General features: G+C 46.6%; 14 protein-coding genes. 9 read left to right on the top strand and 5 right to left on the bottom strand.

Annotated elements, in window-relative coordinates; genetic code table 11:
* Window positions 1-4 precede the first annotated feature (4 nt).
* A complete protein-coding gene (locus ACZ5ZV_RS06225; RefSeq protein ID WP_464120569.1) occupies window positions 5-601 on the top strand; it encodes a DUF502 domain-containing protein in 597 nt (198 codons plus the stop codon).
* Here the strand turns inward: ACZ5ZV_RS06225 and ACZ5ZV_RS06220 are convergent, their stop codons facing one another.
* Complete coding sequence (locus ACZ5ZV_RS06220; protein WP_464120568.1) at window positions 602-3,298, bottom strand: cation-translocating P-type ATPase; 2,697 nt, start codon at window positions 3,296-3,298, stop codon at window positions 602-604.
* Between the two features lie 160 nt (window positions 3,299-3,458).
* Here ACZ5ZV_RS06220 and ACZ5ZV_RS06215 point away from each other — a divergent pair, with 160 nt between their 5' ends.
* The gene (locus ACZ5ZV_RS06215) at window positions 3,459-3,887 is read left to right on the top strand and encodes a phosphate-starvation-inducible PsiE family protein (RefSeq protein ID WP_464120567.1); all 429 of its coding nucleotides are present in this window, start codon (window positions 3,459-3,461) and stop codon (window positions 3,885-3,887) included.
* Here the strand turns inward: ACZ5ZV_RS06215 and ACZ5ZV_RS06210 are convergent, their stop codons facing one another.
* A complete protein-coding gene (locus tag ACZ5ZV_RS06210; protein WP_464120566.1) occupies window positions 3,888-4,595 on the bottom strand; it encodes a hypothetical protein in 708 nt (235 codons plus the stop codon).
* A gap of 365 nt (window positions 4,596-4,960) precedes the next feature.
* On the opposite strand from ACZ5ZV_RS06210, the gene ACZ5ZV_RS06205 reads away from it, so the two are divergent.
* Together ACZ5ZV_RS06205 and ACZ5ZV_RS06200 are read left to right on the top strand one after the other, a co-directional pair.
* A complete protein-coding gene (locus ACZ5ZV_RS06205) occupies window positions 4,961-7,294 on the top strand; it encodes a PEP/pyruvate-binding domain-containing protein (RefSeq protein WP_464120565.1) in 2,334 nt (777 codons plus the stop codon).
* A complete protein-coding gene (locus ACZ5ZV_RS06200; protein WP_464120564.1) occupies window positions 7,215-8,681 on the top strand; it encodes an outer membrane protein assembly factor BamB family protein in 1,467 nt (488 codons plus the stop codon). Before ACZ5ZV_RS06205 ends, ACZ5ZV_RS06200 begins: the two co-directional genes overlap by 80 nt.
* 417 nt (window positions 8,682-9,098) lie before the next feature.
* On the opposite strand, the gene ACZ5ZV_RS06195 is transcribed toward ACZ5ZV_RS06200, so the two are convergent.
* The 3 genes from ACZ5ZV_RS06195 to ACZ5ZV_RS06185 all read right to left on the bottom strand — a co-directional run bounded on the left by ACZ5ZV_RS06195 (window position 9,099) and on the right by ACZ5ZV_RS06185 (window position 11,198).
* Entirely contained in the window at window positions 9,099-9,410 is a 312-nt protein-coding gene (locus tag ACZ5ZV_RS06195; RefSeq protein WP_464120563.1) for a nucleotidyltransferase domain-containing protein, read from the bottom strand.
* An 85-nt stretch (window positions 9,411-9,495) separates the two neighbouring features.
* Entirely contained in the window at window positions 9,496-10,578 is a 1,083-nt protein-coding gene (locus ACZ5ZV_RS06190) for a DUF6178 family protein (protein ID WP_464120562.1), read from the bottom strand.
* Window positions 10,579-10,589: 11 nt separating this feature from the next.
* The gene (locus tag ACZ5ZV_RS06185) at window positions 10,590-11,198 is read right to left on the bottom strand and encodes a TetR/AcrR family transcriptional regulator (protein ID WP_464120561.1); all 609 of its coding nucleotides are present in this window, start codon (window positions 11,196-11,198) and stop codon (window positions 10,590-10,592) included.
* Window positions 11,199-11,433: 235 nt separating this feature from the next.
* Here ACZ5ZV_RS06185 and ACZ5ZV_RS06180 point away from each other — a divergent pair, with 235 nt between their 5' ends.
* The 5 genes from ACZ5ZV_RS06180 to ACZ5ZV_RS06160 are packed head-to-tail and all read left to right on the top strand — an operon-like array spanning window position 11,434 to window position 14,148.
* Window positions 11,434-11,856: a helix-turn-helix domain-containing protein gene (locus ACZ5ZV_RS06180; protein WP_464120560.1), complete on the top strand. Its 423-nt coding sequence runs from the start codon at window positions 11,434-11,436 to the stop codon at window positions 11,854-11,856.
* A gap of 12 nt (window positions 11,857-11,868) precedes the next feature.
* Window positions 11,869-12,399 carry a hypothetical protein gene (locus ACZ5ZV_RS06175; RefSeq protein WP_464120559.1) on the top strand — a complete coding sequence of 177 codons (531 nt, stop codon included), beginning with the start codon at window positions 11,869-11,871 and terminating at the stop codon, window positions 12,397-12,399.
* Entirely contained in the window at window positions 12,396-12,737 is a 342-nt protein-coding gene (locus ACZ5ZV_RS06170; RefSeq protein WP_464120558.1) for a hypothetical protein, read from the top strand. The genes ACZ5ZV_RS06175 and ACZ5ZV_RS06170 overlap by 4 nt, the downstream gene beginning before the upstream one ends.
* Window positions 12,738-12,741: 4 nt before the next feature.
* Window positions 12,742-13,095, top strand: a complete 354-nt coding sequence (locus tag ACZ5ZV_RS06165) for a nucleotidyltransferase domain-containing protein (RefSeq protein WP_464120557.1) — start codon at window positions 12,742-12,744, stop codon at window positions 13,093-13,095.
* A 3-nt stretch (window positions 13,096-13,098) separates the two neighbouring features.
* On the top strand, window positions 13,099-14,148 hold the full coding sequence (locus ACZ5ZV_RS06160) for a DUF7309 domain-containing protein (protein WP_464120556.1): 1,050 nt from the start codon (window positions 13,099-13,101) through the stop codon (window positions 14,146-14,148).
* Window positions 14,149-14,316: the final 168 nt, after the last annotated feature.

Genomic DNA, 14,316 nt, shown 5'->3' with positions numbered 1-14,316 from the left:
AAATATGAAGACCGAAGGATTAAGACAGAATATTTCTGACAATCTCGTAAAAGGGGCTATTGTTCTTCTTCCATTCATTCTGAGTTTCTACTTCCTTTACTGGCTTGCAGATTTTTTTGATAAGGTTTTTTCAGGGATATTGGTACCAATGGGAATCACCTTGCCTTTCGGCGTTGGCATCGGTGGCGGTCTGGTTTTAATCTATGTGTTGGGAAGAACTTCGGATTTTTTTGTCGCGAAGTTTATCAAGGAGTGGTTGGAAAGAACTATCATCAGAATTCCGGTTTTGGGGGCAATCTACGTCTCTATTCGCGACTTGACTGATTTCTTCAAAAAAGCAGAAGCAAGCCCCCACGGAAAAGCCGTCATTGTAAAATTCGACAATCCTGAATTTAGAATTGCTGGATTCTTAACCAGAACAGATTTGAATACATTGCCGACGAATGAACCCATGGAGGACTTGGTGGCCGTGTACATACCCCTGGCGTACATGGTGGGGGGAGGCTTCACGGTGTTTGTCAATAAGGACAAGATCCAGGATCTGAACATGTCTTTTGATAAGGCAATGCAGGCCAACTTAAGTGCGTGGATCCTCAAATGATTAGCGTTGAGTTGACTGACGCACGATCTTTTCAAAAGCAATAACGGGAAACACAAGAGCTCCGACCGCAATTGATTTCAACCAGCCTTCAACAGGCAAAGGACCTGAGTGGAAAAACTTGTTCATAAATGGCAGATGAACAAAGGCAATTTGTAGCAGAATCAAACTGCCGATACCAAGAAAGGCCGTTGGGTTCGAGAAAACTCCGATCTTGAACAGCGTGCTCTTAAGGGAACGGCATTGCAGAAAATAGAATATCTGGAAGAAAATAACAGTGTTAACAGCCATGGTTTGCGCTTTGCGAACGACATCTTCGAAATCATGTCCGAGCTCCCGAGCGACATTCAATTCATAGCGAAATAGCGCAAGGGCACCTAAAGCCATAATCAGTGCGACAATCAAAGTTCGCCACAAAACAAACTTTCCTAAAACTTTCTCTTTTGGGGGCCGAGGTGGTCGCGACATGATATCAGGCTCTTTAGCTTCAAAGGCAAGAGGCAGTGAGAGGGCTACGGAGGCCACAAGGTTGATCCACAGAATTTGAACAGGCAGGATCGGCATTAACAGATGACCCTGTTCCATTGGGAAAAACGCAACTGCAATAAGAATGATAAACGCCTGACCTAAATTGGTCGGCAGTACGAACGCAAGTGACTTGATTAGGTTGTCATAGATCCTTCTGCCCTCTTCGACTGCTGTTCTAATTGTTGTGAAATTGTCGTCCAGCAAAACAAGATCGGCCGCCTCTTTTGAGACAGACGTTCCCGTAATTCCCATGGCAATGCCAATATCAGATTGTTTCAGTGCCGGAGCATCATTCACTCCATCGCCGGTCATCGCTGTCACATTTCCAGTTCGCTGCAGAGCTTTAACAAGTCGAAGCTTGTGCTCAGGGGCAACCCGAGCAAATACATTCATATGGGCGACCACACCATCAAGTTCCTCATCCCGCATTTTCTCAATCTGGGAACCAGTCAAGGCGGGCTTCCCGGTAGAGATATTTAGTTCCCGCGCGATTGCTTCCGCGGTCTCTGGATGATCCCCTGTAATCATCTTCACGACAATGCCGGCTCTATGACAATCAGCAATGGCCTGGATAACCTCTTCCCGTGGTGGGTCAATCATAGCTTGAAGACCAAGAAGCTCAAAACCACCATGGCAATCTGCCTCTGTAAGTTCATGTCCTTGAAAGGTTTTTCGCGCAAATGCCAGCACCCGCATCCCCTGGGCCGCATAGGAAGAAATTCGGCTACGAGCCTCGTTGACAACGACCTCTTCAGAGGACACAGCTCTTAAGATGACCTCTGGCGCCCCCTTGAGAAAGAGAACCCCTTGGTTGCCATCTTGATGGAGAGTTGCCATGTATTGCCTCTCTGATTCGAAGGGAATAGAGTCCAGCCGAGGATGATCGGACTTTATTGCTGCCACGACGCCATTGGCCTTTTCGAAGGCCACGATTAATGACGCTTCTGTAGGATCCCCTTGTACTTTCCGATTCTCACCCTCATTGACAACTTCTGAATCGTTACACAGAACGCCCGCCTTCAGAAGGTCCTGTATAGCATCACCTGGCTCATTCAAGATAATGCCGTCGAGGAGAATCTTTCCGTCATTAGTGTATCCAACACCAGTGACACGGTAATCTGCCTGCGGTGTCCAAAGAGCCTGAACCGTCATTTCGTTTTTGGTCAATGTTCCTGTTTTGTCCGAACAAATAACTGTGGTCGACCCGAGAGTTTCAACGGCAGGAAGCTTACGGATAACTGCTTTTCGCAAAGCCATCCTGCGAACACCAATGGCCAGCGCAATTGTTATAATAGCAGGAAGCCCTTCTGGAATCGCAGCAACAGCTAATGTAATCGACGCAAGGACGGCTTCAACGATAGGAAACCCACGCCAAAGACTGATGACAAGCAAAACAACTGCCACGATCAAAATAGCTATCGTCAGGATCTTACCGATTGAGTCTAAGGATCGAGTCAGTGGAGTTTCAACTTTTGTTGCACTCTTCAGCAACTTGGCTATTCGTCCAAGCTCCGTTCGATCTCCAGTGCCGGTGACAACACCCGTCCCTTGACCAAAAGAAACTAGAGTTCCGCTAAAAGCCATGTTCAGCCGATCGCCAACGACCTTGTCTTTTTCGACTGGACTGATGATTTTCTCAGTTGGAACCGACTCACCAGTAAGGGCCGCTTCTTCGATCCTAAGCGTTTTTACCTCGAGCAGCCTCATGTCAGCTGCAACTTTGTCTCCACTGTACAAATGCACAATATCACCTGGGACCAGGTCCGTTGAGTCGATCTCTAGCCGTTGCTTGTCACGGATGACTCGGACTTTGTTTGGAATCATAGCTGAAAGGGCCTGGACGGCTTTCCCGGCGCGGAATTCCTGAAAGAAGCCAATGAAGGCATTTATCACCACGACGAAAAGCACAATGGTTCCGTCTGTCGACTTTCCCATGAGAAATGCAAGAGCAGAAGAAGACAGAAGAATGTATATTAAGGGGTTGTGAATCTGACGAAAGAATATTTTGAGCACACCTTCGCCTTCCGCCTGGGGAAGGATGTTCTTACCATATTTGGATTGGCGCTTTTGAACCTCTTCTTGGGAAAGACCCTCAACTTGACTGGAGAGAAGCTTTAAGACTTCGTCTCCAGTCATTGCATAGACATATTGAGATTGATCACGCTGATCCATTTTAGACGTCCCCTTTATATCAAAGGATGATGGGTCCCAAAAGAGAAGTCATGAAGGAATCTACTGTCAAAAGACGCCACTTGCTGAGCACCTTGCCCAGTTCATCAATAGGGTCTAATTTAAGAACTGAGGCTGTGAATTTTGAACCTGAGAGGCGTTCGTGGCGACAAATGGAAATATGGATTACTTAAAACAGTTCGAACGAATCGTGACTGGGATCCTGATCGTCTTGATGAGCATTGTTGTTTGCCTCACCGTTATTGATCTCATCTGGCTGCTCATCAAAGACATCATCACACCGCCCATCATACTTTTAGATGTGAACGAGCTCTTAGATATATTTTCGATGTTTCTTTTGGTCTTGATAGGAATCGAACTTGTTGAAACGCTGAAGCTGTATCTTCATCAAAGCTCGGCGCGCGCCGAAGTTGTTATTCTTGTTACATTGATTGCATTATCGAGGAAGGTTATCACACTCGACTTTAAAGAAACTCCTGCTCTTACGCTGGTCGGGATTGCGGCTCTTATTGTCGCACTTGGCGCCGCATATTACATCATCAAGAAGTCACGTCCCCCTGAATCAACCTAATCAATTTATACTAGCGCACGAGCCAAAGATTTCTTTGGCCTGTTCCAGCTGGGCATATCCCAGCTCCAAAAGATCACCTTTCTTCTGCACAAGATAAACCTTAGCCCAGAGTTTTTTTGCTCTTTTATCGACCTGCCACGCATGAATGACAATCTGATCCTTGATCACCACAAGAAGACTTCTTTGGTTCTCCGTCTTTCCATCCATTGAAAAAAACTGCACCGTTTGGTCCTGAAGACTTCCTGACAGACTCTGACTCGTTGGGTGCCGTTGAAGTATTCCTGCACAAGAAACAGAAGACATCTCGTCCAAATTATCATCTTTAAAAAACAGCGCCAACCGTATGACGTTAAGGCTACCCCCTCGTTGATAGGCTCCAATAAAATTTCCGGACAGGAACCGCAAGGAAGGCACTGAATCAAAGTGCTTTATCGCGGCCAAGGACTTGATCTTCTGAAGCGACTTTGGAGTGCGCCCCAGGGGGGAGTCCTGATTCGTGATGGTGACTTTATAAGGCGAAAATAGGACATCTCGATCGAGGTTCTGAGGCGCTTTGGGAGCGTGCACTTGAGTTTCCTCTGCAGCGTCATTCTTGGGAGCTGCCGTCGCCACCACTGGGGGCACATTATCTGAAGATGAATGATGTGGCTTCGGCAAGGCGGCTTGAGCTTGCCTTTCTATTTGAACCTTGGCTGGCAGAAGTCTCACGGAACCCCCTCTTTCTGAATGAGATGGGGGCACGGTTCCGCGAGAGTGAGTGACCAGAACTACAGCAATTCCAACTAAGGTGATTAATAATTTGTTCATACCGTATTGTTATTTTCATCGTTTATGCCACAACAACGGATCCGCAACTCGAATATATTGGACTTCAAGTGCGAAAAACGGACTTGCATCCTAGAATTTAGAAAGGGTTCTGAGATCCGGGATGGCTTTCCAATCCGGGCCACCAGAGCCGACCTCTCCTCCCAGGGGGTAATCCTGAAACCTCTCATGGACGAATAGGCCCTCCCTCTATGACTGTTGCTCCCCTTTACCAAAAGTGATAGTCCTTTTGCTCAAAGGAAAGACTTATGGAAACGGAACTTTCGGCGTTTCAGGATATTCGTAATGCCACAGCTTCAGAAATTAAGTTGATGGGAGGCAAAGCGGCAACCCTGGCTCACCTGCTTCAAAAGGGCTTCCCGGTTCCCCCTGGGTCTGTTGTTTTTCACGAACCCCAGGGCGCAGATGATTTTGCTCCCCTTTTGAGGTGGTGGAAGGAAATGGGTTCATATCCTGTGGCCGCACGAAGCTCTGCCTCTGGTGAAGACAGCGGTGATTTTAGTTATGCTGGCCAGTTTGTGACTCTCTTGCACCTGCAAACGGCTGAAGAACTGCAATCAGCTGTGAAAACCTGCTTTCAGGCCGTTCATCGCACCGCCAGCAAAGCCTATGCTTCCCACTTTGAACAGCCACAAATCCCCATGCACGTTCTTGTGCAGCGTATGATTGATTCGCAGTATTCGGGAGTCTTCTTTTCCGTGGACCCTCGCAATCCCGAAGGCTCATGGCTGGTCGAGGTCGTTGAAGGTCAGGGCGAGCAGCTTGTTTCCGGTCAGGTCACCCCTTACCGCTTTGATGACAAGGGTCCTTCCGCTTTGCCAAAAAATTGGCGGTCTGAGTACTTACAAACCATCGCTCAATGGGGCCTGAAGGTTGAAAAGGAATTTGGCTATAAGGTGGACATGGAATGGGCCATCGATCAGGAAGGGCACTTTTGGATTCTGCAATCCCGCCCGATCACCGCTATGGCGGCCCCATCCAACAATCGCAAGATATTAGATCAAGAGTGGCAAAGACTTTCCAAACAGCACTCTTTGGACACCACTTGGGATGGGCACACCTTTGCCGAATGGACAGGTCTTCCGACCGAGCTGACTTTCGATCTTTGGCAGCGAACTTTCGCTGAAAACCAAGCCTACGACTTGGCTCTGAAATCCATCGGTTACGAGGGGCTTGGCAATAGGTCCGAAAAATTCAGCCTGCTCGATCGGGTTTACGGTCGGGCTTATCTGAACCTGAATTCTCTAGAGCCGGTCTATTTTGGCAAGTCGCCTTACAAGTTAGTTCCACATCCTCGCCCGCATCTTGAGTTCGCCTGGAGTAAACTGTCTTTGCCAATCCTGGCTCGCGCTCCCTATGGTATTTTCAAAATGGTCACTGTCGCTTGGAATATTCAAACCGGACGCCGCGAACTAGCTAAAAAAGTCCTGGCTTCAACCAGATCCATTTCGCAAGCAAATCAGGATGCCTTTTCTCTCAAGGCGGAATGTCAGGCGGAATCGCTAGAGTCCCAGCAGCAGAAGCTAAAATCTCTCTGTGACTTATTTTCATCCACGGCGATGCAGGGGACCTTTTTACTGACTCTGCTGATTGAATCTACCACGCAAGGTCTTATGGCCCTTATTGCAAAGGACCTGGGCAAGGAAGAGGCTGAAAGTTCTTTGCAGCTTTTGACTGGCACCAGTCTGCAAACCCTGGCCAGCGAAATGAATCAGGAATTAAAGGCCGTTGCGGACTGCGACGACAAATGGAATTCATTCTTGTCACGCTATGGTCACCGTGGCGTGGGGGAACTGGAGCTTTCCCATCCGCGTTGGATTGAAACCCAGCGTCCTCAATACAAGCCTAGCGTCAACAAAGCGCCTGCCCCAAAAACCAATGCTCTTCTTGACGAGGTCTTGCAGAAGATCTCTAGCCTCAGAAGACCGGTGTTCAAACAAGAGTTCCAAGAGCTTCAAAAGCTTTTGCAGATCCGCGAAGAAAACAAAATGGAAGTCATGAAGCCCTATGCCCAGATTCGCTGGCTGGCCTTGGCCATTGCTGCAAAGATGAATCTGGGGAATGACATCTTCTGGCTCAATCTGAATGAGATCCTTTCTTTGCAGCCAGACCAAGACATTTCAGAGCTTCAAGCACTGATCCAAAAAAGAAAGCAGCTTACCAAGGCACTGAAAGCTGTGGATTTGCCGATGACCTTCTCTTTGGGAGAACTCAAAAAAGTTCTGACCGAGGATGCCAGCGCCAGTTCGTCAGCTCCTCTGGTCAAAGACGTTTCCTTGTCCTCGGGCATTGCCTCTGGTGTCGTCCATATTGTGAATAACCCCGAAGACGAGGATTTGGATTCTTGGCCGGATAACTATGTCCTGGTCGCCGAAGCCACCGATCCGGGCTGGACGCCCCTATTTGAACGGGCGAAAGGCATTATCGTTGCGCGTGGTGGGGTGTTATCTCACTGTGCTATTGTCGCACGTGAAATGGGTCTTCCTGCGGTTGGGGAAGTTCGTGGAGCAAGTCATTTATTTAAAGAAGGTGAACGTGTTTGGATTGATGGAAATCACGGGACAATTAGACGAAGCAACTAAATTAGCCATTATTCCAACGGTCGTACTTCCGTTCACAATCATTGGAATGATCTTAACCAGCGTGGCAACTTGGATTGCGGCCCTTTTCGGTTTTGAACTGAAGGCCGAAGGGCCCAAAAGACTTTTTGAAGTTTTGATGAAACCAAAAGTTCTGGCTTTCGCTCTGGTGTCGAATTTGATTGTCTATGGTGCCATCAAAGGGGTTCAGCATCTGTCCAACGGGCCTTACCCGCTTTGGTGGGTTGAACTGCAAAACGCATCGCCGCAGCCTTCCGATCGAAATTATGAAACCACAAATTCCCTCGCGACGACGGTATCTGCCTCTTCAGCTTCAAACGATCTGGAAGTGGTTTGGGAATTGCCTTTAAAGAGTGTCGTTTTCGGTTTGCCTTTGGTGGCCGGGGACTCGTTATTTGCAGGATTAGAAAAAGGCCGCCTGATTGAGGTCGATCTAAAAACCGGCCAGCTCTTGCGAAAATTCGAGATTGGCCAGCCAGTCATGGCCTCTCCTGTGATTGCCAATAACAAGATCTATGTTGGCGAAGGAATCCACCTGACCTATAACGCCCGTATCTATTCCTTCGATCTTAAATCCGGAGAATTCACCGGAGCCTTCCAAACAGCCGGGCATATTGAAAGAGCCGCCGTTTACACCAAAACCCAGAATCAATCCTTGTTGGTCTTCCCTGCGGGCAAGGACGGACTTTACGCTATTAATCCCGAAACAATGCAAAAAGTCTGGCAAGCTCCGTTTGGGCATTTTGACACGTTCCCCGCCGTGGATGGTGAAAAGGCTTATATCGGCTCGGGTCTGGAGGCGGGATTTGAAGAAGCTCCCACCAAGGCCTTCGCGATCAATTTGCAGACCGGAAAAGTTGTCTGGGAAAAACCCTTACCCACCTCCGTTTGGGGGATTCCGGTTCTTTGGAACAACGTCGTCTGCCTTCCTACCGGGGACGTTTATAAGAACTTAAAATTTGGCCAACTGTCCTGTTACGAAAAAGCCAGTGGCAAGGATTATTTCATATTCAACACCACGGGGTCTTTGATCAGCCAACCGGTTGTGCGCGGCGATCATTTGGTTGTTTCAGACATTTACGGGAAAATTTATCAATTCAATTTAAAGACTCGCCAACTTGAATGGACCATCCAAGTGCCAACCAAGGGTCTCAGCTATGCTTCCGTTTCGATTGATTCCCAGGATCGAATCCTGCTTCCTGGGGAAGAGGGGCTGTATGTGTATTCCAGAGAAAACCAGGCCCTGCTATCCGTCTGGAAGCCTGAAGGCCAATGGCCAGGGACTTTCAACAATGTCGTAGCTTATAAGGATTTGATGATTCTGGCTGACCAGGCAGGCGTGCTCAGAGCGCTGCGGTTTAAGGACTAAAAACAAAAAAGAAGCGGTTCCGCAATACCCTGCCCACAGTGAGATAGCGAGGGCGAAGAGCTTTTGAAAATGACTGCTCAATCAATTTTAAAACATCTCATAAATTTACATGAGAAAATTAAATGAATTTAGCTAGGAGGTTCGCTCTAAAAACTCATATAGGAGAGGGACCATGAAATACGGCAGTTGCAATCCCACCAACAAGCGCGACAGGAGCCGGGGCCATCGGTAAATGTTATGGATGATACGTATACTAACGGCTACTCAAGAAACGAAGGCCAGAAGACTTGAGTGGAACGCCCTCTTGTGCCATTGGGACCGGCACCCATAGAACCATGTACAAGTCTAAGACCCGAGAAAGTTTCGGGCATAAGCATGGCTCGCAAGACGATTCAATTCTAGTTATCCTGGAGATAGCTACAGGTAAACTATATAATAGAAGTCCGGTGTGTTAGAAAGAATATAGAACTTTTGGACAAAGTTCTTCCACAATCCCCTTTGCAGGGACCAGATGCGTTCAATGCCGTATTCACGCTGCAAAACTTCTTCCACTTGCTGGAACACAGCTTCTGGATTTAGCGATACGACCACCATATCCGTGTCGGAATACGCATCTTCGGTTCCTGTGGCGCGCGAGCCCCCAAGCCAAGCCGCATCGGCCTCGGCTGTGGAGATTAATGCCAATTTTAACTTTTTTACCAACTGATCTCGTTGAAATAACGTACTCATACCCTATCTTCGGCGAAGATTTATGATCGCACCAGAACTGAGTGCCAAGTACTGCTAATTGCAACCACGGGTTCAATGCGCACCCTTAAGGGCAGCGCTGACACCAATGGGGCCAACCGATACGAAACGTTTTAACAAACGACTCAAACTCCTCGTTAGAGGCACTGAGCCCTTCTTCACAAACTTCCAGTACAATCTCAGTGGCGCGACCAGGCCGTTGCTCTTCATTTTTCCAAGTCCATCCAGACATCAGGGTATTTGACAAGTACCCAAGCTGCTCCAAAAACAACCCGTATGAGTCCGGATACATTTCGAAAACACGCTTTACTCGTGAAAAGCGACCAATAGGAATTTGCGCAACTGCGTCTTTTCCACCGTGATCCACGGGTAGAACTAAGCTAGCCCTCTTAGATATTGATTTAGGGGTTAAGAGGTCCTCGGTCGTTATATCCAAATCGCACAACTTCAAGAAAGCGCGTGCCGCTGAAGGGGTGACAAATCCCTTGCTCTCACGCCGTTTCTCCCGTTCATAGCTAACGTCGTCAATGAGCTGCTCTTCTGAAGAGAAAACGTCAAAAATATCATCCCCAACGTCTTGAACAAAAATATCCGAACATCGTCCAAGAACGCGGTATAAGAACGTGTGGTTTTCAGAATCAAGCGCAGCTATAAGCGAAATAAAGTTATCCCAAGCTTGCTCTTTCTTTCCAAAAATAATGAAACTATCTATTTCATATGTCAGCTTTGACTCAATAATCTTTTCGACATGGGGATCATCCTCACAACACCCAGCCAACCAGTCCGCATCGACGACCCACGCTATTTCACAAAAAGCCATCACAAGAAAATCTTCATCCATCTCAAGGACTTTCTTCGCGGCTTTTTCAAAACCGATCTCACACAGGACTTCCAACCACACAGCAAAGCGCTCTGAATCGAAGGTTTCATCCGCTCCCGCCTTACTTTGCCTCCATAGGTCTGTATCGAAAATCTGCTCAATTTGTTGAATGGTAGCAAAAGCGACAATTTCTCCGGCATCTTCTAATCCAACGTCATGAATCCACTGCAAAAGCAAATCAGGGGATGCTTCACGAACCTTTTCCGGAAAGTACGGATCATTTAAAATCGCTTTAATAGTAGAAGCAGTCTGTGCCTTCACCTTTGCCATAACTTCGCCCCCTAAGATTCTTCAAATAAAGCTTTCATCCCATTCAGGTGATAGGCCCTTAATAGAGCTACACTTTTCAAAATTTCCCCTGACGTAGAGTGGTGTTTCAATAATTCAACAGAGCTATCGACGAACGATCTGTAAATGATCTTCAAAAGAACTTTTTTCTGTTTGTTCAGAGTCGCGCTAGGATAGATCTTGGCAAAATACGCTTGCGCGGATGCTACGAGTAACTGACAGACCTCAGATCGAAAATTTACAAAGAACTGCTCAGGCTCTTCACTGAGAAGTACGAGCAGGACTTTTCTGTTTTCAATCGTATAGTTTAACATCTCGTTCACGCAGTTTACATAGGCAGTCGAGGGATTCTGTATATCAGTGCTAGATGCCAATTCAATAGTGCGCTTAAGATGATGTTTAAAAGAATCTCCAACCTTATCCAATATGGTGTTTTGGACAAGTGAATTTTTATCTGAGAAATATCGATATACATTCCCCGTAGAGATACCCGCGTGTTCCGCGATTCTGGCAATTGAAGTTTTGGAAACACCATTTTCCAGAAAAAGGTCTATCGCTGATTCAAGAATTTGTTCGCGAGTTTCCTCTTTTTTTATTTGCATCACAGCACCTCAATAATGAATATAATATTCATTATTGGAAAAGTCAAACGTCAGACATTGCCAAATAGCTTCTGGTGGAGTTCATTGAATTCAACGCTGCAGTCTCGCAGAACAAGGTTCACGTATTTAGGTGATCACCAACGCATTCCCCAATAATTCTAGTTAGTTAAAACAACAACACCCGTGTCGCTTGAAAAATCTTTTTTGAATTCGAAGTTTTTAACTTGAAACTTATGTGCTTAAAAAGCAATCAAACGAACAAATTATGAGAAAAACGCTCAGCCTTGCAGAAAAGATCGCACTGCTGGCAAAGCACTCTGGCGTAAGCCAAGCTGCAATTGCCGATGAAGTAGGAGTTCCCGCAAGCCACGTGAATCACTTTTTCAGTGGCAAGGGTGACGTGCGCTCTGAACTCTTCATCGAGATCCTGAAAACTCTGAATATCGACGTTGAAGCAATAATTAACAAAGAAGTTGCTCGACTCAACAATTTGGATCTTGAAGAAAAGAAGAGCGCGGGAGACACCTTCGAAAGATTGGTAAAATCTTTCGATAAGAATGAGCGCGAGGCCATCGTTGAATATATTGATGGTTTCGCAGTTGCTCATCTTGGCACAAAGGCCAAGAAGCAAACTAAAATTTTGAGAGAGTTAATTTAACTGGGGGATACTTTGGAGACTCAAACGCAAGTCATCACAAGTGACGACGCTCTAAAGCTCAAGTTCAGGAAGGACTACAAGTTCCTTCGCTTTTACCTCCTACCCTTTTTGTCAGACTTCTCAGCGGACGTTCGCTGGATGGCAGAAAAGGTCGGTGTAAACGTAGAACAAGCTTTTGAATATCAGGACCTGCTTATCGAGTCAGGCTATTGGGTACGTTTACCCAACGGCGGCCTTTCTGCAAAAGAGAACTACGCTAAGTTCAAGGCGAACTTCGACGAGTTCTTGAATACCGCGGAGTTCATGACTCTTAATGCAAACATCAGCACCCGCATTACCGACAATGGTCAATGCTGGTATGAGACATTTACTATTGCGACCACAAAAGAGCTTGAAACGGAATTCATCGGAAAACTAGACTCTCTCTTGAAAGATTTCAGATCCAAGTCAGAACAAGTTCCTGGCGACATCATGATCTCTTGGTCTCAGATCTACACTCACGCCCTGAATGGCACGAACGCCAACAAGGAGGTTCAACAATGAAATTCACTTTAATTATCCTTACAGTATTGGCACCGTTCTTCGCGCACGCTGGCGGCGGTGGTGGACTTCGTCCTGGAATGCAGCCCATGATGATGTCAAACCCCGGTCTTTTTGAGCTTGGTGGTACTGGTGGTGGCGGAGTTGTGAAATCCCCTGAAATCGTATTCCACATGGGACAGAAAAATGGCCTTGTGAAGTTTGCTTACGGCCATCTTGAAGGCAACCAGTGGCAAGTTCAAAAAGTTCAAATATCTGAACTAGATTTGATTCCAAACGCTAATGTTGTCGAAGCACTTAAGCAATCACAACAAGATAACAACTGGGCCCAGATCAAGTAATCCCTTGAAAAAGGCTGATCGCAAAGTCATCAATGAAATCAAAGAGACGCTGAAGGAAGCTTACAATCCTTTGCGTCTCTTTCTGTTTGGATCTCGCGCAAATGGCACGGCAACAAAAGACAGCGACTACGATTTTGTGATGGTAGTGCCAAATCCTAAAAAATCTACTTTACATGAAATGAACAAAGCACGCTCTTTGGTATTTAAAAAGCATCTTATTTCTGCTGATATTTTTATTTATTCTGAAAAAGAATTCGACGATTGGAAAGACGAATTCAGTTCAATCCCGGAAACTGCTTTAAACACAGGCATAGAGATTCCACTCACCAAAAACCCTCGCCAACGCAGCCAAGGTTAATCTATGGACCGAGTATTCCCCAAAGCTCCTACAATTAAACCCGAAGTCTTATCCCAGCTTCTTCAATCCGTAACTAATCTGTACCGCCTTGCCCCTTGGAAATGGATGACCGACGAAGAGCTTTTCGGCGTCGAGATATCGGAGACTAAAGAGATCTATTTCGTTTGCATAATGGGCAATGCCCAGCAGACGTATGGGATCTGCATTTATCGTGGATTTGACGGATTCAGATTTTACAACCGACTGTTAAGCCAGATTGACGACTTTGATGATCCTGAGTTCCGACTTCGTCAAAACTCGCTCCTTATTGAGTTTACTGAAAAGAAGTTCATGCAACCTGAGGACATGGCAGTTTTTGAAAGCTGCAAGTACAAACCTGCTTCTAGTAAAGCCTGGCCATTCATCCGAAGCATTAAACCCGGGTGCCCGCCCTGGTTCATCGACGAAAAGGAAGCCGCTGGTCTTGTCACGGCGATCGAGGTCATTCCTCAGATGCTTGAAAATGTAATGGATGATCCTGACTTTGTTTTTGGAGAGTCAGGCCAAACGGTTCCTGTTTTCGTTAAGAAAGCGCGAGGATGGAAAATCGAATGGATGGGACCAAGAAAACTCGGGAACCGCGAAGGCTTCGATCCTGAGGGTGATTCCGCGCGAATCAATGAGTTACTGCTAAAGAAGGTGCAGCAAAAGAATCTTGAGATCGTAAAATCTGTTTGGGAAGTCGCTCAGTTCTATTTGCCGTCCCCTGTCGCCGCAAACGACCGGCCTTTCTATCCAAAGATGCTTGCCATCGTAGAACGAGGAACCGGGTTTGCCGTCGGCGTTGAGATGATTTCGCCAGAACAAGATCCGATGCTTGCAATGAAGGATCTGCTTATGCAAAAGATGTTGGAGCATGGGTATATTCCGGCGGGCATCACTATGGACGATTATTGGCTTAAGATGAATCTGGATTTGCTGGCGATGAAGTTGGATATTATGACTTTTGTGTCGGAGCTGGAGAATATGCCGGAGTTTAAGGAGCATATATTCCGCAAGAGTTCGGACCTTTAAGCGTACGACACGCGGCATTACGCCCCAGAGCACATAAACAATTCGTGATTTTCTTGCTGAATCAAGGCGTCAAAAACAAACATTCCACAAAGTTAATGCTAAACTCTCCGCAAATGCCTTTCCACAAAGGCGATGGAGGTTAGTTTGAAAATTGCCAAAAGAGAATTC

Source organism: Bdellovibrio sp. HAGR004 (assembly GCF_055397015.1).
The sequence above is the reverse complement of the archived record's forward strand: the minus strand, read 5'-3'. Positions and strand labels throughout refer to the sequence as shown.